The sequence below is a fragment of the Terrilactibacillus laevilacticus genome (genome assembly GCF_006517395.1).
Lineage (GTDB): Bacteria > Bacillota > Bacilli > Bacillales > Sporolactobacillaceae > Terrilactibacillus > Terrilactibacillus laevilacticus.
Window position 1 is genome coordinate 341,212 of record NZ_VDCY01000001.1, and the last position, 21,459, is coordinate 362,670.

The 21,459-nt window shown below is 37.2% G+C and carries 19 protein-coding genes; 18 read left to right on the top strand and 1 reads right to left on the bottom strand.

All coding sequences use genetic code 11. From position 1 onward, the window contains the following. The first annotated feature begins 2 nt into the window (after positions 1-2). From fabG to rnc, 3 genes are all read left to right on the top strand, one after another. Positions 3-746: a 3-oxoacyl-[acyl-carrier-protein] reductase gene (gene fabG, locus FG390_RS01495; protein ID WP_141189242.1), complete on the top strand. Its 744-nt coding sequence runs from the start codon at positions 3-5 to the stop codon at positions 744-746. 352 nt (positions 747-1,098) lie between these two features. Beyond that, the gene (gene acpP, locus FG390_RS01500) at positions 1,099-1,335 is read left to right on the top strand and encodes an acyl carrier protein (protein ID WP_141189243.1); all 237 of its coding nucleotides are present in this window, start codon (positions 1,099-1,101) and stop codon (positions 1,333-1,335) included. 72 nt (positions 1,336-1,407) lie between these two features. Then, complete coding sequence (gene rnc / locus FG390_RS01505; RefSeq protein WP_141189244.1) at positions 1,408-2,142, top strand: ribonuclease III; 735 nt, start codon at positions 1,408-1,410, stop codon at positions 2,140-2,142. A gap of 307 nt (positions 2,143-2,449) precedes the next feature. On the opposite strand, the gene FG390_RS01510 is transcribed toward rnc, so the two are convergent. Next, on the bottom strand, positions 2,450-2,671 hold the full coding sequence (locus tag FG390_RS01510; RefSeq protein WP_141189245.1) for a DUF1128 domain-containing protein: 222 nt from the start codon (positions 2,669-2,671) through the stop codon (positions 2,450-2,452). Between the two features lie 155 nt (positions 2,672-2,826). Here FG390_RS01510 and smc point away from each other — a divergent pair, with 155 nt between their 5' ends. The 15 genes from smc (at position 2,827) to trmFO (ending at position 21,338) form a co-directional block, all read left to right on the top strand. Further along, positions 2,827-6,396, top strand: a complete 3,570-nt coding sequence (gene smc / locus FG390_RS01515; protein ID WP_141189246.1) for a chromosome segregation protein SMC — start codon at positions 2,827-2,829, stop codon at positions 6,394-6,396. A 10-nt stretch (positions 6,397-6,406) separates the two neighbouring features. Continuing rightward, a complete protein-coding gene (gene ftsY / locus FG390_RS01520; protein ID WP_141189247.1) occupies positions 6,407-7,408 on the top strand; it encodes a signal recognition particle-docking protein FtsY in 1,002 nt (333 codons plus the stop codon). A 494-nt stretch (positions 7,409-7,902) separates the two neighbouring features. After that, positions 7,903-8,238 carry a putative DNA-binding protein gene (locus tag FG390_RS01525; RefSeq protein ID WP_141189248.1) on the top strand — a complete coding sequence of 112 codons (336 nt, stop codon included), beginning with the start codon at positions 7,903-7,905 and terminating at the stop codon, positions 8,236-8,238. Positions 8,239-8,248: 10 nt separating this feature from the next. Then, a complete protein-coding gene (gene ffh, locus FG390_RS01530; protein ID WP_141189249.1) occupies positions 8,249-9,595 on the top strand; it encodes a signal recognition particle protein in 1,347 nt (448 codons plus the stop codon). A gap of 109 nt (positions 9,596-9,704) precedes the next feature. After that, positions 9,705-9,977 carry a 30S ribosomal protein S16 gene (gene rpsP / locus FG390_RS01535; protein WP_141189250.1) on the top strand — a complete coding sequence of 91 codons (273 nt, stop codon included), beginning with the start codon at positions 9,705-9,707 and terminating at the stop codon, positions 9,975-9,977. Positions 9,978-10,198: 221 nt separating this feature from the next. Continuing rightward, positions 10,199-10,723 carry a ribosome maturation factor RimM gene (rimM, locus tag FG390_RS01540; RefSeq protein WP_141189251.1) on the top strand — a complete coding sequence of 175 codons (525 nt, stop codon included), beginning with the start codon at positions 10,199-10,201 and terminating at the stop codon, positions 10,721-10,723. Beyond that, complete coding sequence (trmD, locus tag FG390_RS01545; protein WP_141189252.1) at positions 10,713-11,453, top strand: tRNA (guanosine(37)-N1)-methyltransferase TrmD; 741 nt, start codon at positions 10,713-10,715, stop codon at positions 11,451-11,453. The genes rimM and trmD overlap by 11 nt, the downstream gene beginning before the upstream one ends. A gap of 128 nt (positions 11,454-11,581) precedes the next feature. Continuing rightward, positions 11,582-11,923, top strand: a complete 342-nt coding sequence (gene rplS / locus FG390_RS01550) for a 50S ribosomal protein L19 (protein ID WP_141189253.1) — start codon at positions 11,582-11,584, stop codon at positions 11,921-11,923. Between the two features lie 406 nt (positions 11,924-12,329). Further along, positions 12,330-13,199 carry a ribosome biogenesis GTPase YlqF gene (gene ylqF, locus FG390_RS01555; protein WP_141189254.1) on the top strand — a complete coding sequence of 290 codons (870 nt, stop codon included), beginning with the start codon at positions 12,330-12,332 and terminating at the stop codon, positions 13,197-13,199. A 238-nt stretch (positions 13,200-13,437) separates the two neighbouring features. Continuing rightward, positions 13,438-14,202, top strand: coding sequence for a ribonuclease HII (gene rnhB / locus FG390_RS01560; protein ID WP_141189255.1), 765 nt, complete (start codon positions 13,438-13,440; stop codon positions 14,200-14,202). A gap of 11 nt (positions 14,203-14,213) precedes the next feature. Then, the gene (locus FG390_RS01565) at positions 14,214-15,701 is read left to right on the top strand and encodes a hypothetical protein (RefSeq protein ID WP_141189256.1); all 1,488 of its coding nucleotides are present in this window, start codon (positions 14,214-14,216) and stop codon (positions 15,699-15,701) included. Between the two features lie 2 nt (positions 15,702-15,703). Then, positions 15,704-15,994 carry an EscU/YscU/HrcU family type III secretion system export apparatus switch protein gene (locus FG390_RS01570; protein ID WP_141189257.1) on the top strand — a complete coding sequence of 97 codons (291 nt, stop codon included), beginning with the start codon at positions 15,704-15,706 and terminating at the stop codon, positions 15,992-15,994. A 495-nt stretch (positions 15,995-16,489) separates the two neighbouring features. Next, entirely contained in the window at positions 16,490-17,359 is an 870-nt protein-coding gene (gene dprA, locus FG390_RS01575; RefSeq protein WP_141189258.1) for a DNA-processing protein DprA, read from the top strand. Between the two features lie 575 nt (positions 17,360-17,934). Further along, positions 17,935-20,013 carry a type I DNA topoisomerase gene (gene topA / locus FG390_RS01580; protein WP_141189259.1) on the top strand — a complete coding sequence of 693 codons (2,079 nt, stop codon included), beginning with the start codon at positions 17,935-17,937 and terminating at the stop codon, positions 20,011-20,013. Positions 20,014-20,030: 17 nt separating this feature from the next. Continuing rightward, positions 20,031-21,338: an FADH(2)-oxidizing methylenetetrahydrofolate--tRNA-(uracil(54)-C(5))-methyltransferase TrmFO gene (trmFO, locus tag FG390_RS01585; RefSeq protein ID WP_141189260.1), complete on the top strand. Its 1,308-nt coding sequence runs from the start codon at positions 20,031-20,033 to the stop codon at positions 21,336-21,338. The last annotated feature ends 121 nt before the right edge of the window (positions 21,339-21,459 follow it).

Sequence of the window (21,459 nt, forward strand, 5' to 3'; positions counted from 1 at the left end):
ATATGTTAGAAGGAAAGGTGGCCCTAGTAACCGGTGCTTCAAGAGGAATTGGACGTGCCATAGCCCTTACTCTTGCCAAGGCTGGTGCCTCAGTCGTTGTTAATTATGCAGGTAATCAAGCCCTTGCCGAAAAGGTTGTTGAGGAAGCAAAATCTTATGGTGTTAAAGCTTCTCTTTACCAATGTAATGTCGCTGATACTAAAGCGGTTCAAGACATGATTAAATCAATTGTAGAATCCTATGGTCGATTGGATATTCTAGTCAATAATGCTGGGATTACGCGGGATACATTACTGATGCGTATGAAAGAAGATGATTGGGATAGCGTATTAAGTATCAATTTAAAAGGGGTATTTAATACAACAAAGGCTGTAACTCGGCAAATGATGAAACAAAAAAGTGGACGTATTATTAACGTTTCATCTGTTGTCGGAATTATAGGCAACCCAGGACAAGCTAATTACGTTGCTGCAAAAGCAGGTGTCATCGGGCTGACTAAATCGACAGCAAGAGAGCTTGCACCAAGAAATATTACGGTTAATGCTATTGCTCCTGGTTTTATTGCGACAGATATGACGGAAGATCTACCTGAAGAAATTAAAGAACAAATGAAAAAACAAATTCCACTAAATTACTTTGGAGAACCTGACGACGTTGCAGCTGTTGTTAAGTTTTTAGCAAGTGAAGATAGCCGCTATATGACAGGACAAATATTAAATATTGACGGTGGCATGGTAATGCAGTAAAGTTATTGGTTGTAGTTATTTATTTTCATATGGGACAAGATTGATTGATATTTAATAAACATAGGTTGAGTTAATAACTATGTAGATCATGATAAACGTGTATAAATTCAAGCTTGTTTAAAGAGGTTGTTCAAAAAGTCACCAAATGATAAGCTACGAATTCTCGACGCCCGCTCGTTTTTCCGGTCCTCATGTAGCAAAACCTACATTCTGGTCCTCAAAACAGCGCCGCCTTGATCTTCTTGCTTCTAATTTGTCACCTTTTTGAACACGTACTTAAAATAATACTTTACGAAGATCTGTTTTATTGGTATTTTAAAGATCGAAACCCAATTGAGAGGAGGTGACAGACATGGCAGAAGATATTTTAGAACGTGTGAAGAAAATTGTCGTTGACCGCCTAGGTGTTGACGAAGCTGATGTAAAACCTGAAGCATCATTTAAAGAAGATCTTGATGCGGATTCACTCGATATCGTTGAGCTTGTCATGGAATTAGAAGATGAGTTTGGTTTGGAAATTTCGGATGAAGATGCTGAAAAGATTTTAACTGTTGGCAATGTAATAGATTACATAAAAAGCCATCAATAAATGAAATAACTTTGAAGTCCCGTATGTTAAAAACGCGGGACTTTAGATTTATAGTTATTAGGGGGGATAGTCATGGTGAGGGCCAAGCGAGCTCGCGAATATGAAAGAGAGATAACTGAACGGCTCCGTGGTTTTTTAGCAAAACATAGATTGTCGTTTAAAGATGAAACGCTATTAAAACAAGCCTTTACTCATTCATCGTATGTGAATGAGCATCGTCGTCATATTCGAAAAGATAATGAACGTTTAGAGTTTTTAGGAGATGCCGTTCTTGAATTGCTTGTTTCTCAATATTTATTTAAGCATCATCCAGAAATGAGCGAAGGGGACATGACGAAATTAAGAGCTGCGGTTGTATGTGAACCATCCTTAGTTTTATTTGCTCATGATCTAAATCTAGGAGAGTTAATTTTTCTTGGACGAGGAGAGGAAGCAACAGGAGGACGAGAAAGGCCAGCTTTACTTGCTGATGTGTTTGAAGCCTTTATTGGTTCGCTATATCTTGATCAAGGTATAGACACAGTTAATCATCTATTAGAAACCGTGATTTATCCAAAAATAGACGAAGGTGCTTTTTCCCATGTGATGGATTATAAAAGTCAGCTTCAGGAAACTATTCAACGGAATAATCTAGGTTCATTAACATATGAAATTGTGTCTGAATCTGGTCCAGCGCATCACAGGATATTTGTATCGAATGTTTTACTGGATAATAACGTGGTTGGCACTGGTAAAGGTCGCTCTAAAAAGGAATCTGAACAATTTGCAGCGCGTGAAGCCATTGCTTCATTAAAAAAGCAAAAATGACAAAGACTAGAAGTGCGTGTTCAAAAAGGTGACAAATTAGAAGCAAGAAGATCAAGGCGGCGCTGTTTTGAGGACCGGAATGTAGGTTTTTACTACATGAGGACCGGAAAAACAAGCGGGCGCCGAGGATTCGCACGATCATTTGTTGACTTTTTGAACAACCTCTAGAAGTTGATTCTATTCGTATCTTTTATCGTCATAAATAATATGATGAGACTGATACTCATCCAAACTAGAAAAAAACCGGGGATCCCGGTTTTTTTCATTCAATACGTATAGTCTCAGAGCCCGATCGATAATCAAAAGATTAGTTACGCAATCCTCGAAGTTCATCTAAAATAGCTTCAAGCTCACTGACACTAAATGATGATTTTTTATTAATAAGTTCATAAATATCATAAAGATCATCATACTTGTCTATTGAAAAGTCTTCAGCTCTTAGAAGATCTTGATTGACGAGTTGGATTTTTTTCTTTATAACATCGATCATCTTTTCGATATTTTCCCTGCTTTTTATTTGCGAATCCACATTGTCACCCCTTTTAATTTTTTAATTTCAAGATAATTTCTTACTTAAATATCATTTTAACAAAAAGTAAATGATGTTGGAATGATTAGAAAGAAACTTTGTTCTCCCTATGGTAAAATAGAAAAAGTGAATAGAATTAAGGAGGATAGATCGTTATGTTCCTCAAACAATTAGAAGTGATCGGTTTTAAATCATTTGCGAATAAAATAGCGGTAGAATTTGTGCCTGGAGTTACGGCCGTTGTAGGTCCTAATGGAAGTGGAAAAAGCAATATAACTGAAGCCATACGTTGGGTTCTTGGTGAACAATCTGCAAAATCTCTCAGAGGTTCCAAGATGGAGGACATTATTTTTGCTGGAAGTGACAGTAAGAAAAGTCTCAACATGGCTGAAGTCACACTAACATTGGATAATCATGATCAATATCTTTCTTATGATTATAGTGAGATAAGCATCACACGGCGAGTCTTTCGCTCAGGAGATAGCGAATTCCTTATAAATGGACAATCCTGCCGATTAAAAGACATTGTTAATCTTTTTATGGATTCTGGCCTTGGTCGAGAAGCTTATTCAGTTATCGGGCAAGGGAAGATTGATGATATCTTAAATAGTAAAGCCGAAGATAAGCGCCGCATTTTCGAAGAGGCAGCGGGTGTATTGAAATATAAATTGCGGAAGCAAGCTGCTGAAAAGAAATTAACGGAATCTGAAGATGATTTAAATCGTGTCGAAGATATTCTACATGAGCTGGAGGATCAAATTGATCCTTTAGAAGAGCAAGCGTCCATTGCTAAAGATTATTTAGAAAAGAAAGAAGATCTAAAAAAAATAGAAGTAGCATTGCTTGCTCACGATATTGAAGATACACATCGTAAATGGGAACAAAAGAAAGCGAATGTTGCTGGATTAGATCAACAAAAGGCACAGCATACGCGCCTTATGGAAGAACAAGATAAATTATATCAAGATGAGCGAACTAAATTAGATCATTTGGATCATGAAATTGAAGAGATTCAACAAGGCTTATTGGTCTCTAGTCGCTATCTAGAAAAATTCGAAGGACAAAAAAATGTTCTTCATGAGCGACAAAAGCATGCCAAAGAAAATGCTGAAGAAATGAAAGAGCGTATTGATCGATTGAAAAGGAAACAAAAGCAAAATGAAGATGCGCTAAATTCTGAATTGACTATTTTAGAAGAAGAAAAATTAACACTCGAGAACCTGAAAAATGATCTCAAAAAGAAAACAAAAGAATTTACTTTTTATGATCAAGATCTTGATGTTATTATTGAGAAAATAAAAAGCGAATATATAGACGTTTTAAACAAACAAGCTTCGCTTCGGAATGAACAACGCTACTTGACAGAACAGCTTAATCAACTGGATCAGAGAACATCCCGTTCAAAATCATCATCTGATGATGTATTGCAAAGTCTTAAGAATATTGAATTATTGCAAACTCAAGCCGAAAAAGAAATTAAAGATAAACAAAAAGAATATAAAACAACCAAACAGCAGTTTACCGAATTGCAACAAACTGTAAAGTCTGAAAAAGAAGCGTATGCCAAACAAGCAGATGCTATAAATAAGGTTCGTCAGTTTATCCAACAAGCAGAATCTAGGCATGATATGCTTCAATCAATGAGTCAAGATTTCGCTGGTTTTTATCAGGGCGTAAAACAAGTTCTTAAAGCTAGAGGACATAGACTTCATGGCATACATGGAGCAGTTGCGGAACTTTTACAGGTGGAAAAACGCTACGAAAGGGCTATTGAAACGGCATTGGGCGGACAGGCTCAGCATATTGTTACCGAAGATGAAGCCTCGGCCAGAGCTGCTATTCAATTTTTAAAAAAGCAACAAGCCGGTCGAGCGACATTTTTACCTTTGTCGGTTATTAAATCAAAGCAACTAAGAGCACACGACATCGCGAGCCTGAAAACTCATCCTTCATTTGTAGGGATAGCAAGTGAACTCGTTCAGTGTAAAGAAATGTATCAACCTGCTATTAAGCATCTGCTTGGAAATATTATCATTGCAGAGCACCTTAAGGGAGCCAATGATATGGCAAATCTCATGCAATATCGTTTCCGTATTGTGACATTAGATGGGGATGTTGTCAGTCCGGGTGGTGCTATGTCAGGTGGAAGTCAAAGAGAAAGACAGGTCAGTTTAATTGGAAGAAACCGTGAAATTAGTCAATTAAAGATTCAATTAAAGGAAATGAAAAGCAAGAAAGCTGAATTGGAAGAGTCTTTTACGAGTTTGAAAACGTTTTTTGTAGATCATGAAATGCAATTGGAATCATATCGCGAACAATTACAACAGCGTATGATTGAAAAAGAGCATTTAGAGAGCCGCTTAAGAGAAATTGAAATAAGAAAGAATAACATTCTTGATAAGCATCACAATTTAACAAGAGAGCATCGTGATTTTCAAGAGGAAAAGAAAGCACTTCAAGATCGAATGGATAAACTTAAGCAGGAGCAATCTGTTTACGATCAAAAAGGGCGAGATCTTCAAAATGAAATAAATGAATCAACAAAGAAAAAGAAAACTCAAGATTTATCAAAAGACGAACTTCAAGAGGAAATAACGACATTAAAAATTCAAGTAGCCAAACAACAACAAGTGGTAACCCATCTTGAAGATAAAACAAAAGAAATGAAAGAACAGTTAGATGGATTAACTTCTGAACTGATGGAAGCGACTGATAGCGTTCAAGCCTTACATGATCATGTGTCCTTACATTTGATGGATCAGGAAACCATTAACCAGAAAATCAAAAAAAGTAGAGAAGAAAAAGAGACGTTAACGGCCCAACTTGATACGAAAAAGGGAACACGACAACGGCTCCAGCAAGATCTAAATCTAAACGAACAAAAGTTAAAATCCATTCAGCACAACTTGGATACAATATCAGAGGAATTAAGGCAGGAAGATATAAAGCTTGAACGATTAGATATTCAGTTGGATAATTTGATTGATGCTTTAAGAGAAGATTATGAAATGAGCTTCGAGACAGCTAAAGAAAATTATCCTCTGACAATCGAAACACATGAAGCTCGAACAAAGGTGAAACTCATCAAAAAAGCGATATTAGAGCTTGGTGTTGTAAATTTAGGAGCCATTGAAGAATATGAACGTGTTTCATCTCGGCGAAATTTTCTTAGTAATCAACGTGATGATTTACTTAAAGCTCGTGAAACACTGATTGGCGTGATGGATGAAATGGATGAAGAGGTTACGAAACGTTTCAGCGAGATATTTTATAAGGTAAGAGATGAGTTTAAAGAAGTCTTCAAATCTCTATTTGGTGGAGGAGAAGCGGATCTTAAGTTGCTAGATCCGAATGATTTACTATATAGTGGCGTGGATATTTTAGCACAGCCACCAGGGAAGAAACTTCAACATTTATCTTTACTTTCAGGCGGCGAACGAGCATTAACCGCGATCGCCTTACTTTTTGCTATATTAAAAGTTCGTCCTGTTCCTTTTTGTGTTCTTGACGAAGTTGAAGCTGCGTTAGACGATGCGAATGTGGATCGCTATGCGGATTTCTTAAAAACATTTAGTCATGAAACACAATTTATCGTTGTAACACATCGAAAGGGTACGATGGAAAAAGCAGATGTACTCTATGGTGTTACAATGCAAGAATCAGGCGTTTCAAATTTGGTTTCTGTGCGGTTAGAAGAAACACCAAAGTTACTCGCAACATCATAAGGAGGTCAACATGAACTTTTTTAAAAAAATAAAAAATAAAATTACAGGGCAAACCGAATCTGTCACTGAAAAATTTAAAGGTGGTTTGACTAAAACCAGGCAATCGTTTGCTAGTAAAGTGAATAACCTTGTAAAGCGTTATCGAAAAGTAGATGAGGAATTCTTTGAAGAATTAGAAGAAGTGATGATTAGTAGTGATGTCGGAGTTAATACTGTCCTAGAATTAATTGATCAATTAAAGGATGAAGCTCGGACACGTAATATTAAGGAGACCGAAGAACTTAAAGATGTCATCGTTGAGGTCTTATCCGGTATGTTAACTAAAAAGGATGAAGAAAATGAGCTAACATTTAATCCGAATGGTATGACCATTTTTCTTGTGGTCGGCGTTAATGGTGTCGGAAAAACGACAACCATTGGGAAACTAGCACATAAACTTAAACAAGAAGGCAAAACAGTCATGCTAGCAGCTGGTGATACATTCAGAGCGGGCGCGATTGATCAATTGGAAGTATGGGGAGAACGAAGTGGAGTTAATGTCATCAAGCATCAAGAGGGTTCTGATCCAGCCGCTGTTGTCTATGATGCGCTAGTAGCGGCCAAATCTCGCAAAGTGGATGTCTTAATTTGTGATACAGCTGGCCGACTTCAAAATAAAGTCAATCTTATGAATGAGCTTGAAAAAGTTAAACGTGTCATAGCTAGAGAATATCCTGGAGCACCACATGAAGTCCTATTGGTTCTTGACGCCACAACTGGTCAAAATGCTTTAAGTCAGGCCAAACAATTTAGTCAAGCAACGGGAGTCACAGGAATTGTATTGACAAAATTAGACGGAACGGCAAAAGGTGGTATCGTTCTTGCTATACGACATGAACTGGATATACCGGTTAAATTAATAGGGCTTGGAGAAGGCATCAACGATTTACAAACCTTTGATTCTGATCAATTTGTGTATGGTTTGTTTAGTGACTTATTCTCAGAGGAAACGGAGTCAGATGATCATGAATAAGAGTTCTCATAACCCTATTTTTATAATCATCTCATTCTCTTAAGTTTTCTCTTACTTAAATAGATTTTTACGAAAAGTGAGTGTGCAAAAAGGTGACAAATGAAAAGGTTACTAGCTAGTACGCTAGCACCCTGCCAGAACGCCAGTACTAGCCCGTCCTGGGCGTCGGAAGGATAAGAGCGGCGAAGGTTTTCTTTGGACCGGCATTCCTCGCGTTGTGGTAGCTTTAGGCGCCAGCGTGAGTGATTTTAGATAGAGATCCTCTTGTATCCGCTACATGAGGACCGGTAAAACGAGCGGGCGCCGAGGATTCGCACAATCATTTGGTGACTTTTTAAAGCAACCTCTAAAAGTAGATGAAGAAAGATTTAATAAAGATGGTTCTCTAGCCGGGAAAACGTATGACATCAATCAAGAAATAAACTTGACAATCATGACTAAATTCTATAATATTAGTCTGTAAAGCTTTTGTACTTTACAAGGGGATTTTTTATATGCTTGAAAAAACGTTACGTGTGAGTGCTTTGTATGACTTTTATCAAAATTTGCTCACGCCCAAACAGCAACAATATATGACCCTTTACTATCTCAATGATTTTTCATTGGGGGAGATTGCAGAAGAATTTGAGGTCAGTAGGCAGGCTGTTTATGACAATTTAAAGCGTGCCGTCGTCATGCTTGAGTCGTTTGAGTCGAAATTAGAGCTTTTAAGCAAGTATCAAACGAGGCTTAAGCTGTTTTCCGAGCTTCGATCGTGTCTTCTCGATATAGATTCAAGTCGACTTGAGAACATCGATCATATTATGGATAAGCTTGAGAATTTAGATTAGGAGGCGCAGCATGGCATTTGAAGGTTTGTCAGACAGATTGCAAGAGACAATTAAGAAAATTCGTGGCAAAGGAAAAGTATCTGAAGCTGATGTAAAGCAAATGACGCGAGAAGTGAGACTTGCTTTACTTGAAGCCGATGTTAACTTTAAAGTTGTAAAGGATTTTATTAATCGTGTAAAAGAACGGGCTATTGGACAAGAAGTCTTGAAGAGTTTGACGCCAGGTCAACAGGTGATCAAAATTGTTCAAGATGAATTGGCTGGATTGATGGGCGGAGAACAAAGCAAAATTCAATTCTCGCCGAAACCACCAACCGTTATTATGCTAGTAGGACTTCAAGGTGCTGGTAAAACAACAACAACTGGAAAACTAGCTAATTATATTCGAAAAGCCAACAATAAAAATCCACTTCTTGTTGCAGCAGATGTATACAGACCTGCAGCAATTAAGCAATTACAAACTCTCGGCGGACAGCTAAGTATGCCCGTTTTTACAATGGGAGACAAGGAAAGTCCAGTTACGATTGCCAAAGAAGCGATCAAGAAAGCAAAAGAAGATCATCATGATATTGTCTTCATTGATACAGCAGGTCGACTCCATGTTGATGACACACTAATGGAAGAACTTGAGGAAATTAAAGCTGTTACAGATCCGAATGAAATCTTCCTTGTTGTGGATGCCATGACGGGGCAAGATGCGGTCAATGTGGCAGAAAGCTTTAATGAACGGCTTAATATTACTGGTGCAATTCTTACAAAACTTGACGGAGACACGCGTGGTGGTGCAGCTTTATCTGTAAAAGCAGTTACAGGTACACCAATCAAATTTGTTGGTATGGGAGAAAAGTTAGATGCTCTAGAACCTTTCCATCCTGAACGAATGGCATCCCGTATTTTAGGGATGGGTGATGTCTTATCTTTAATCGAAAAAGCACAAGCTAACGTGGACGCTGAGAAAGCAAAAGAAATGGAAAAGAAACTTCGAACAATGAGTTTTACGTTCGACGACTTCTTAGAACAAATTGGCCAAGTTCGAAATATGGGTCCTCTAGAAGATTTACTCGCGATGATGCCAGGAGCCGGAAAGCTCAAAGGTTTGAAAGATGCCAAAATTGATGATAAGAAAATCGGTCAAATTGAAGCCATCATTCGTTCAATGACGCCACTTGAAAAATCTGATCCTGATATTATTTCGGCGAGTAGAAAGAAACGTATTGCACTTGGAAGTGGAACCACGATCCAAGATGTTAACCGTCTCTTAAAGCAATTTAAAGACATGAAAAAAATGATGAAGCAATTTATGGGCAATACCAAAGGGAAAAAGCGTAAAAATCCTTTTAACTTACCATTTATGTGATCAGGCCTTTATAGAATTAAAGAGTATTCAAACGTGAGAACACACTTTAATAAATAGGCACTTAGGATAGATCATAAAAATTAATAATAAAAAATTGGAGTGTTACATTATGGCAGTAAAAATTCGTCTAAAACGTATCGGAGCAAAAAAACGTCCTTTTTATCGTGTAGTTGTAGCTGACTCACGTTCACCACGTGATGGCCGCTTTATTGAAGAAATTGGTACTTACAATCCAGTTGCAAATCCTGCGCTTGTTAACATTGATGAAGCAAAAGCACTTGATTGGTTAACAAAAGGCGCTCAACCATCAGATACTGTACGTAATCTTTTCTCAAACGAAGGAATCATGGAGAAATTCCACCTTTCAAAAAATCAAAAATAAAGTAAAAGAGATAATGTGAGGGTTGGAGAGGAATACTAAGAAATAAAATCCTCAGGCCTTAATACATTTATAAAAAAGAGGAGGGGTGCGTTTACCCTTCCTTTTTTTTACACCGTTAGGAAACATCATGTTAAAAATAGTGTAACGGGAATCTATAAATCAGTATTAGTTGCATGACCGCTGTTGTTAGCACTACATATTCAAGAAGGGAGTGTATACATATGTTAGACTGGCTTTACGTTGGAAAAATTGTGAACACGCATGGCATAAGAGGCGAAGTCAGAGTCATAAGTGATTCAGATTTCACCGATGAACGTTTCGCAAAGGGAAGCAAGTTGTATATTCGAAATGCTAAAAGTAATCGATATCAGCCGATCATCGTCCAAAACTATCGAAGACACAAACAATTTGATTTACTGACGTTTCAAGGCTATCCAACGATTAATGACGTCGAACCCCTTAAAGGTAGTGAACTCTTTGTATCAAAAGAACAACTATCTGATCTGGAAGAAGATGTCTTTTATTATCATGAAATTATTGGATGCACAGTCGTCACAGATGAGGGAAGGGTACTCGGAGAAATTAAAGAAATATTGTCTCCGGGTGCCAATGATGTATGGATCGTTAAAACAGGTGGAAAAGATATTTTGCTTCCTTATATTGATGATGTTGTTAAAGAAGTTGATATCGAAAATAAACAAATTAAAGTTCATTTACTTCCGGGATTGATTGACGATGAAAGTTGATATTTTATCTTTATTTCCAGAGATGTTCAGTGGTGTATTTCAACAATCTATCTTAAAAAAAGCATCAGACAAAGGACTTGTTGATTTTGAAGTGACCGATTTTAGAAAATATACGACGAACAAACATCATAAAGTGGATGACTATCCTTATGGTGGAGGCGCTGGTATGGTTCTTATGCCTCAACCTATTTTTGATGCGATGGATCATCTAACCCAAGATTTAACCCAAAAACCAAGAGTGATATTGATGACTCCTCAAGGTACAACGTTTAAGCAGAAGCATGCTGAAGAATTAGCACATGAGGATCATTTGGTTTTTATTTGCGGGCATTATGAGGGGTATGATGAACGGATTCGCGAAGCTTTAGTTACAGATGAATTTTCAATTGGAGATTTTGTTCTTACAGGGGGTGAACTTGCCTCAATGGTCATGATCGACAGTATCGTTCGTTTACTGCCTGGGGTTCTTGGAAATGATGATTCAGCGGTGACCGATTCATTTTCAACAGGATTATTAGAACATCCACAATATACTCGTCCGAGTGATTTTAGAGGCATGAAAGTTCCCGAGGTGCTTCTTTCCGGAAACCATGCTCTTATTGATACCTGGCGTCGGAAAGAATCCATATATCGAACATTTCATAGACGTCCAGACCTACTGGAAGGAAGAACGTTTACTAAGGAAGAATTAGCATGGTTAGAGGAATTTAAAAAAATAGAAGGAAAATAAGATTTTGTCATATCTTGCATAGTCTACAGAGTTATGATATGATATTTTTTGTGGCAAATGCCAGTAATACGATGTTCCGCTGCAATAGATAAGATTGTAAGAGCATTTGTACGGAAGGAGGGGCATTTATGCAGGAACTTTTAAATGAAATTACAAAAGAACAATTAAGAACGGACTTACCTGATTTTAGACCTGGTGATACATTGAAAGTGCACGTTAAGGTTGTTGAAGGTACACGCGAACGTATCCAAGTATTTGAAGGCGTTGTGATCAAGCGTCATGGCGGTGGAATCAGTGAAACTTTCACAGTTCGTAAGATTTCTTACGGAGTTGGAGTTGAAAGAACATTCCCGGTTCATTCACCTAAAATTGACAAAATCGACGTTGTTCGTCAAGGTAAAGTACGTCGTGCGAAACTTTATTACCTACGTAGCCTTCGTGGTAAAAAAGCCCGTATCAAAAGCAAATAATCAATCTGAAAAAGAGCTTGTTTCGACAAGCTCTTTTTTTCCACTATATGAGTTTTTTTAAGATATCTTAAATCATTCAAAATGATATCACTGGTTAAAAGTATCATTGGCCAAAAACGATAATTACCGGTTTGATCTGATCACAAAATGAATCGGATCCGATCAAACGAGTAAATCATCTTTATTGTTTATCAAAAATGTTAATAATAGAGGTTGTTCAAAAAGTCATCAAATGATAAGCTACGAATCTCGGCGCCCGTTTGTTTTTCCAGTCCTCATGTAGTAAAAATCTACATTCTGGTCCTCAATACAGCGCCGCCTTGATCTTCTTGCTTCTAATTTGCCGCCTTTTTGAACACATACTAATAAGTGATACATAACTTCATTTTTTAAAAGGGGTGTACCTATGTCTATTCAATGGTATCCTGGTCATATGGCTAAAGCCAAACGACAGATGATCGAGAAAATTAAACTGATTGATGTTGTCATAGAACTTGTAGATGCACGTATCCCGGAATCGTCGAGAAACCCGTTAGTTGATGAGATTTCATCAGGCAAACCAAGAATACTTATATTAAATAAAGTCGATATGGCTGATGATCGTGTAACAATTTCGTGGGCTAAAAAATACGAGGAGCAAGGTTATAGTGTATTGAAAGTCAATGCACAAACAGGAGCTGGAACAAAAAATATCCCAGACCTCGTACATAGACTCACGGTGGACAAGCGTGCAAAACTTGAAAATAAAGGATTTAATTCAAGAGGTGACCGTGCCTTAATTTTAGGTATTCCAAATGTCGGGAAGTCAACCTTGATTAATCGGTTAGCGAATAAAAAAATTGCTAAAATTGGGAATCGACCAGGGATAACAACGGCACAACAATGGATTAAAGTGGGAAAAACAATGGAATTATTAGATACGCCAGGTATTCTGTGGCCTAAATTTGAAGATCAATCAGTTGGATTGAAATTGGCGGCAACAGGAGCCATCAAAGATGATCTTCTTGATTTTCAGGATGTATCAGTATTTCTATTAAAATGCTTGCTACTGCATTATCCTCATGAGTTAAGTAAACGATACAATCTTAATGATTTACCTCAATTCGAAGTTGAACCAACCATTGATGATATTGTAACGGTTCTAGATGACATTGGTAAGCGACGCGGTTGTATGATGAGCGGTGGTTATATAGATTATGATCGTACCGCCGAATTGATTATTCGAGAATTCCGCGGTGAAAAATTAGGAAAGATTTCGTTAGAACGTCCCGAATAACTAAACGATTGACTAACCCCTCTGAGTGATTATTCAGAGGGGTTACTTGTTGTTTTATTTTTGATAGAATAGAAACTGGCGAGATTCATATTTTTAAGAAAAAGACTGGAATTTTAGTTGGATTAACCGATACATAAAATAAAACATCTATAATGGCCATTATTCTCGCGAGAAACGCCGTCATGCTCCTTCATTGTTGGAGTGATAACTAATGAGATATATGAAAGAGTGATTTAATTTGCAGCAATTATCGATAAAAAAACTCGAAATGACATTATTTGATAAAGATCAGCTTTCAATAGAAGATCGAGATAGATTAGAGCAGGATCCTCGAAAAGGTGTCCAAAATCTATTAAAACGATGGGATAGAATACAAGAAAAAAAACGTCACATGCGACTTAAATATGAAGAGATGCTTCAGTTTGAGAGAAAACAATATGAGCAAGGGATCAGATATATTTCCGGGATTGATGAGGCAGGACGTGGGCCACTCGCGGGTCCTGTTGTCGCAGCGGCTGTCATATTGAAGCCTGACACTCAGTTATATGGAATAAATGATTCAAAACAACTGTCTAAGTCTAAACGTGACTATTTTTTTCAATGGATAAAAGAAGAAGCTGTGAGTATTGGTGTTGGCATGGTTACTGCAAAGGAAATTGATCAAATAAATATTTATCAAGCAGCCAAGAAAGCCATGTCACAAGCAGTAGATAACCTGGATCTTGTTCCAGAGCATTTACTTATTGATGCAATGACCTTATCTACACCTATACCTCAGACCTCATTGATTAAAGGGGATGCTAGGAGTATCTCGATTGCAGCTGCATCGATTATCGCAAAAGTTACGCGGGATAAACTAATGGAAGAGATGGATGAAGTCTACCCAGGATATGGATTTTCACATCATGCGGGTTATGGGACGAAAGAGCATTTAGAAGCGATTAAACAACTTGGTCCCTGCCCACTGCATCGATTAACGTTTGCACCATTACAATCAAAGTAAAGGGTGAGGGTATGAATATACAACCATATGCGGTTAATCAAAGCCAAATCATTGGTACATATCAACCTGAGCAAATATTAAAAGGCAAAATTAGTGAAGTTCTTCCTGACCGAAGAGCCATCATTGACATTGGTGAAAAACGAATGGTTGCTAAAGTCGATACCGAGATTAAGATCGGAAATGAATATCTATTCCAAGTGAAACAGAATAAAGATCCTCATATTTTACATGTTATAGGGGGATCAGCTTCACTTAATAATGAAAAATCCGATCAAAAAATGGTTTCTGATCTCCTTAGGGCCTTTCATCTCCGTAATAATCAAAAAATGAGACAAATTGTTCACTTCTTTCTTAATCAACAGGCTTTATCTAAATCGTTCCTTGAGACAGTGTATTCTCTTCTCCCAAAAAAGTCGACGCTAAATGACCTAAAAACCATACAGTTTATGAATAATAGAAAAATTCCTCTTGAAGCGTCTTTTTTTCAAGCTCTTAAATATTCAGGATCAGAGCATTATGGAATAGAAACAGTTAAAAATATCATCGCCTTAATTGATCAAGAGACATCACAGTCAACGTCGATGGAACATTTTAGAGGTGTTTTTAATACGCTTTTAGATTCGAATAAAAATAGGATATCAGACGATCAATTTTTTAAGGAGATAAAACAACCTGAACATCTGGAGATAAAGCGATACTTATTACAATCTTTTTTTAAGAATAAGGGAAATCAGGATGTCATTTCTCACTTTCTTTCAAACTTAGGGAAAAAACCGACTATCTTAATCGATCATCTATCCGACTTTATTAAAGAACAATTAAATACGGAAGAGATTAAGGAATTAAAACAATATATGCTCTCGAATGGTGGACTGAAGAATTATGACACTGTTAGCATTATCCAACAACTGAAATTACTTGGATTACATCATGAACATGATCTTTGTCAGAGTTTGTTATCAGAGGAGAAGATGATCTTAAATGATTCTTTAAAAGAAGGTGCTCTAAGATTAATCCAAGATCATGAGACTCCGAGTGTCATAAAACGGCAAGCTAACGAATTACTACAAAATATCACAGGACAACAAATCCAGTTGATCTCATCTGATCCAGCACTACTGCAATTTGTGACTCAGCTTCCATGGCCTAGTCATGGGCAAATTGAGACAATCAAAGTCTATTGGGAAGGGAAGAGGCAAGGGAAGGGATTAGATGCAGACGATTGCCGCATCATTCTTTCATTAAAATTAGAGACATTGAAAGAAACACTCGTCCATATTCGAATTCAGCATCGTTCATTGACTATTCAAGTACAAAATGACGACCCATTAATAAAGGGATATCTTAAACAATACGAGAGTGGACTAAAAGAACGACTTCAAAAATTAAATTATCAGCTCGTTTCACTTACAGCCATTGAACACATTGATTCTTATCTAAAAGAAAAGGTTGATCACCATCTCCCGCCATCTGATTATAAAATGGATGTGAAAATATAATTATGGAAAATAGCCATCAAGAAAATTCTAAAAAAGCGATTGCACTTCGGTATCAGAAAGATCAAACAGATAGCCCCGTTGTGACGGCAAAAGGGACTGATCATGTAGCAGAACAAATTATTCGAGTAGCTAAGGAGCACGACATACCCATCCAAGAGGATGAAAATTTGGTAGCCTTATTATCAGAACTTAACATGAATGACATGATACCGAAAGAGCTATATGAAGCTGTTTCAGAGATTTTCCGCATGATCTATCACCTTGACCAAGATATTAAATTAAAAAAGTCATAAAATGATCACATTTATTTAAGGGAGATCATCACTTTGCGTCAAATGTTTATATAAGTGCGTGTTCAAAAAGGTGACAAATGAAAAGGGTTACTGGCTAAATACGCTGGCATCCTGCAAGAAACGCCAGTACTAGCCCGTCCTGGGCGTCGGAAGGCTAAGAGCGGGCAAGTTTTCTTAGAACCAGCATTCCTCGCGTTGTGGTAGCTTCAGGCGCCAGCGTGAGCGATTTTAGCCAGCGATCCTCTTGTATCCGCTACATGAGGACCGGAAAAACAAGAGGGCGCCGAGATTCGCAAGTTATCATTTGGTGACTCTTTGAACAACCTTTATAATAGAAGAAATTTTTCATTCTCGCTATGTAAACGATCAATACAAGTTTTTTTAATTAAAATGTCACGAATGAGCCAAAAGTCAATAGCGCTGATTTTTAAGCTTTGGCATAACTTTTTTATTTTAAATCCAAAAGAAAGCATTAAGTATGAAAGGAAGATGTCTTTGGATAAACGATCATGGTTGATTTATCTTCATCATTGCCATTCTGTTACCAACCTTATGCTACGTAAAATTCTATTCAATTGGGATAATCTAGGCCCTATCATTACTTGGTCTGATCACGAAATCAAGACAATATTAAGGTTAAGTCAACAACGTTTTGCTCAATTTAAAACCGAACTTGAAAGACCATCAATAAATGATATGGAGAAGGAATACCAAAACAACCAAATTCAAATCGTGACGATTCTCGATGATGATTACCCATTCTTGTTAAAAAAAATATTTGATCCTCCCATCATCTTATATGTCAAAGGTTCTCGCTCTTTGTTAAATGATCATAAATTGTTAAGTGTTGTAGGTACAAGACACCCAAGTAGTTATGCAAAAAAATGTATGGAAAAAGTTTTACTGCCTTTAGTTAAAGAAAAATGGACGATTGTTAGTGGACTAGCCATCGGAGTTGATACACTTGCTCACCATATTGGACTGAAATCCAAAACAATAGCTGTACTCGGATCCGGTCTATATCATCCATACCCCTCTCAAAATCACTCTTTATTTGAAGAAATAGCGAGAAAACATGTCGTAATCAGTGAATATCCTCCCTCTAGGTACCCAAGAAAATGGCAATTTCCAGAAAGAAACCGAATCATTAGCGGGCTTTCAAAAGCGACGATCATTGTCGAAGCAAAAGAGAGAAGTGGTTCTTTAATAACGGCAGATCAAGCGTTAGAACAAGGACGTGAGGTTTTAGCCATTCCAGGCTCAATATTAGAACCGAACGCAAGAGGAACGAATAAATTAATTCAACAGGGGGCTAAACTAGTGATGGATAGTGATGATATTCTATCTGAAATCGCAATTGACTAAATTAGAATAGAACAATGTTTTATATTTAGCCAAGAAAGTTTTATCCCACCTTAACGGGCAGTAAAGATCCCCACCTCGAGATTCCGAGTATTCAAAGAAGATAGGAGATGATCAACTGCCCGTAAAGGTTCGATTGGTTCAGGCTTACCATTAATTTTTTGATTTTTTTCATTTCTTATGCTATGATTACTGACTGCTAGGATCACCATAATTAAGATAAAATTGGGTTGGCTTTTTCTATCCGTTCATCATTAAATCCAATCGGATAAAAAGCAACTTAAAAACGACATTTTTTTCCTTAATAAAGGAATATATTGATTAAAGTGCGTTTTCAATAAGGCGACAAATTAGAAGCAAGAAGATCAAGGCGGCGCTGTTTTGAGGACCGGAATGTAGGTTTTACTACATGAGGACCGGAAAAACAAACGGGCGCCGAGATTCGTAGCTTATCATTTGGTGACTTTTTGAACATCCTCTTAAAGAATGAATATTTTTAACGCATCATGTTTGACAAATAATCATACAGTCATTAAGATTAGTGAGGATTTATTAATTAGAGAAAGGGGGAGAATTTTTTGGTAGATTATCTTGTCATCGTTGAATCTCCCGCTAAAGCGAAAACGATAGAAAGATATCTTGGCTCAAAATACCATGTTAAGGCCTCCATGGGACATGTCCGGGATTTGCCCAAAAGCCAAATGGGTGTTGATGTAGAGGATCATTTTAAACCTAAATACATTACGATTCGTGGTAAAGGTCCTGTATTAAAAGATTTAAAAACGGCAGCCAAAAAAGCTAAGAAAGTTTATCTCGCAGCTGACCCTGACCGCGAAGGGGAAGCGATTGCATGGCATTTGGCTCACAGCTTAGATATTGATGAAAAATCGAAGTGCCGAGTTGTTTTTAATGAAATTACTAAACAAGCGATAAAAGATGCTTTTAAAGAACCAAGAAAAATAAATATGGATTTGGTTAATGCCCAACAAGCTAGACGAGTGTTAGATCGCTTGGTGGGTTATAACATTAGTCCTTTGTTATGGAAAAAAGTTAAAAAAGGTTTAAGTGCAGGTCGGGTACAATCCGTAGCCCTTCGGATGATCATCGAAAGAGAAAATGAAATTAAAGCTTTTGAACCTGAAGAGTATTGGTCAATTAAAGGTCTATTTAAAACCGGAGATGAATCATTTGAAGCTTCTTTCTATGGTTTAAACCAAAAAAAGACCGATCTCAAAACAAAAGATGATGTGGACAGTATATTATCTAAAATAAAATCAGATGAGTTTGAAGTCAAAAATGTACAGAAAAAAGAAAGACTCAGAAATCCTGTTTTACCTTTCATTACATCTTCTCTTCAACAAGAAGCTGCTCGTAAATTAAATTTTAGAGCTAAAAAAACGATGATGATTGCACAGCAATTATACGAGGGTATAGAAATTGGGAAACAAGTAACTGGTTTAATTACTTATATGAGAACAGACTCCACTCGTATATCAGATGTTGCCAAAGCAGAAGCAAAACAATTCATAAGTGAACATTATGGAGAATCATACTTAGGTAAAGAAAATGGCAAAAAGAAAAAAACATCAGAAAAAACTCAGGATGCTCACGAAGGGATTAGACCGACTTCTGTTAATCAACAACCTAAAGCCATTAAAGAATATTTAAGCCGTGATCAATTTAAATTATATAAGTTAATTTGGGAGAGATTTATTGCAAGTCAAATGGCACCGGCTGTTATGGATACAGTTAGAGCAGATCTTGTCCATGCGGATTGCACTTTTCGTGCGACAGGATCGAAGATTAAATTTCCTGGTTTTATGAAAATTTATATAGAGGGAAATGATGATAGTTCAAAAAATGACGATGATCGTTTTTTGCCTGAACTAACAGATGGCATGATGGTTAAGAAAGAAAAAGTCGATCCAAAACAGCATTTTACCCAACCACCACCACGTTACACTGAAGCAAGGCTTGTTCGTACAATGGAGGAAATCGGGATCGGACGACCGTCAACTTATGCACCCACCATTGACACGATACAACGGCGTGGTTACGTAACATTAGATGATCGAAAATTTGTTCCTACAGAATTGGGCGAAGTCGTTCTAGAACTTATTGTTGAATTTTTTCCGGAAATTATTGATGTTGATTTCACGGTCAAGATGGAAGATAATCTTGACGCTGTCGAAGGTGGAGACATCAATTGGATCGATGTTATTTCTGACTTCTACAAAGACTTTGAATCTCGATTAGAGGTCGCTGAAAAAGAAATGAGAGAAGTCGAAATAAAAGATGAACCAGCTGGAATCCAATGTGAAAATTGTGGCCATGAAATGGTTTATAAGATGGGTCGATATGGGAAGTTTTTAGCATGTTCTAATTTTCCAGATTGCCGGAACACAAAACCTATTTTGAAGAAAATGGGAGTTGAATGTCCAAAATGTCATGAAGGTGAAATTGTTGAACGTAGAAGTAAAAAACGACGAATCTTTTATGGCTGTGATCATTATCCAGAATGTGATTTTGTTTCTTGGGATAAGCCCATTCAAAGGTCCTGTCCAAAATGTGGAGAATTTCTCGTTGAGAAAAAACTTAAAAAGGGAAAAGTTGTTCAATGTTCACATTGTGACTATAAAGAAGATCAAACGAATTAGAAATAAAGGAGAAAACAATGTCTGTACAAGCTGTTCATGTTATTGGCGCGGGACTTGCAGGAAGCGAAGCGGCTTTTCAACTTGCAAAGCGTGGGGTACCTGTTAAACTTTACGAAATGCGTCCCGTAAAACAAACCCCTGCACATCATACTGACAAATTTGCAGAGTTGGTCTGTACCAATTCTCTCAGGTCAAATGATTTAACAAATGCTGTCGGCGTATTAAAAGAGGAAATGCGCCGCTTGGATTCGCTTATTTTATCCGCAGCAGATGCTTGCAGCGTGCCTGCTGGGGGTGCTCTTGCCGTCGATCGTCATGAGTTTAGCGATCGAGTGACGCAAGCGATTAAAAATCATCCATTAATAGAAATTGTTAATGCAGAGGTCACAAGTATACCTGATGGACCAACGATCGTAGCAACCGGACCATTAACTTCAAAAGAATTAAGTGATGCTTTATCAGATCTAACGGGAGAAGATTATTTCTACTTTTTTGATGCTGCAGCTCCCATTATTGAAATCGATAGTATTAACCGAGATATTGTTTATCTTAAATCTCGATATGATAAAGGAGAGGCGGCTTATTTAAATTGTCCCATGACAGAGGAGCAATTTGACCGCTTTTATGAAACGTTAATCCAAGCAGAAACGGTACCACTCAAGAGTTTTGAAAAAGAAATTTTCTTTGAAGGATGTATGCCAATCGAAGTAATGGCTAAACGCGGGAAAAAAACGATGTTATTCGGTCCAATGAAACCTGTAGGCCTTGAAGATCCAAAGACAGGTAAGCGTCCATTTGCGGTTGTTCAATTAAGGCAAGATAACGCTTCGGGAACCTTATACAATATTGTAGGTTTCCAAACGCATCTAAAGTGGGGCGCACAAAAAGAAGTTATTCGTCTTATTCCTGGATTAGAAGATGCCAATATAGTAAGATATGGCGTTATGCATAGAAATACGTTTATTAATTCTCCTAAATTGTTAAAACCAACTTATCAATACAGAGAGAGGGAAAATCTATTTTTTGCTGGACAAATGACTGGAGTAGAGGGATATGTAGAATCAGCAGCATCTGGCCTTGTTGCTGGCATAAATGCTGCAAGAATTGCTCTAGGAAAAGATCCAGTGACTTTCCCAGAGGAAACGGCCATTGGTAGTATGGCTCACTATATAACAACGGCAAATGCAAAGAACTTTCAACCAATGAATGCCAACTTTGGATTATTTCCGGTGTTACCTGAAAAAATCCGAAATAAAAGAGAAAGAAATGCTCAGCACGCAAAAAGGGCACTTGATACAATTCAGAATTTTGTTACAAAAATGTAAACAGAGTTGCTAACTTGTTATTGTTGTGATAATATTTAGGATATTCAAAACATAAACACATTTTATTGATCTATGAGTGAGAAACGGATAAAGCGAAAATAGCGATAAAGAGTGGCAAGCA

Coding starts and splice junctions, on each gene's coding strand:
- ffh (WP_141189249.1), top strand. CDS start 8,249: ATGGCATTTGAAGGTTTGTCAGACAGATTGCAAGAGACAATTAAGAAA.
- rplS (WP_141189253.1), top strand. CDS start 11,582: ATGCAGGAACTTTTAAATGAAATTACAAAAGAACAATTAAGAACGGAC.
- smc (WP_141189246.1), top strand. CDS start 2,827: ATGTTCCTCAAACAATTAGAAGTGATCGGTTTTAAATCATTTGCGAAT.
- trmD (WP_141189252.1), top strand. CDS start 10,713: ATGAAAGTTGATATTTTATCTTTATTTCCAGAGATGTTCAGTGGTGTA.
- ylqF (WP_141189254.1), top strand. CDS start 12,330: ATGTCTATTCAATGGTATCCTGGTCATATGGCTAAAGCCAAACGACAG.
- rnc (WP_141189244.1), top strand. CDS start 1,408: ATGGTGAGGGCCAAGCGAGCTCGCGAATATGAAAGAGAGATAACTGAA.
- fabG (WP_141189242.1), top strand. CDS start 3: ATGTTAGAAGGAAAGGTGGCCCTAGTAACCGGTGCTTCAAGAGGAATT.
- FG390_RS01565 (WP_141189256.1), top strand. CDS start 14,214: ATGAATATACAACCATATGCGGTTAATCAAAGCCAAATCATTGGTACA.
- ftsY (WP_141189247.1), top strand. CDS start 6,407: ATGAACTTTTTTAAAAAAATAAAAAATAAAATTACAGGGCAAACCGAA.
- rimM (WP_141189251.1), top strand. CDS start 10,199: ATGTTAGACTGGCTTTACGTTGGAAAAATTGTGAACACGCATGGCATA.
- rpsP (WP_141189250.1), top strand. CDS start 9,705: ATGGCAGTAAAAATTCGTCTAAAACGTATCGGAGCAAAAAAACGTCCT.
- FG390_RS01570 (WP_141189257.1), top strand. CDS start 15,704: ATGGAAAATAGCCATCAAGAAAATTCTAAAAAAGCGATTGCACTTCGG.
- acpP (WP_141189243.1), top strand. CDS start 1,099: ATGGCAGAAGATATTTTAGAACGTGTGAAGAAAATTGTCGTTGACCGC.
- FG390_RS01525 (WP_141189248.1), top strand. CDS start 7,903: ATGCTTGAAAAAACGTTACGTGTGAGTGCTTTGTATGACTTTTATCAA.
- trmFO (WP_141189260.1), top strand. CDS start 20,031: ATGTCTGTACAAGCTGTTCATGTTATTGGCGCGGGACTTGCAGGAAGC.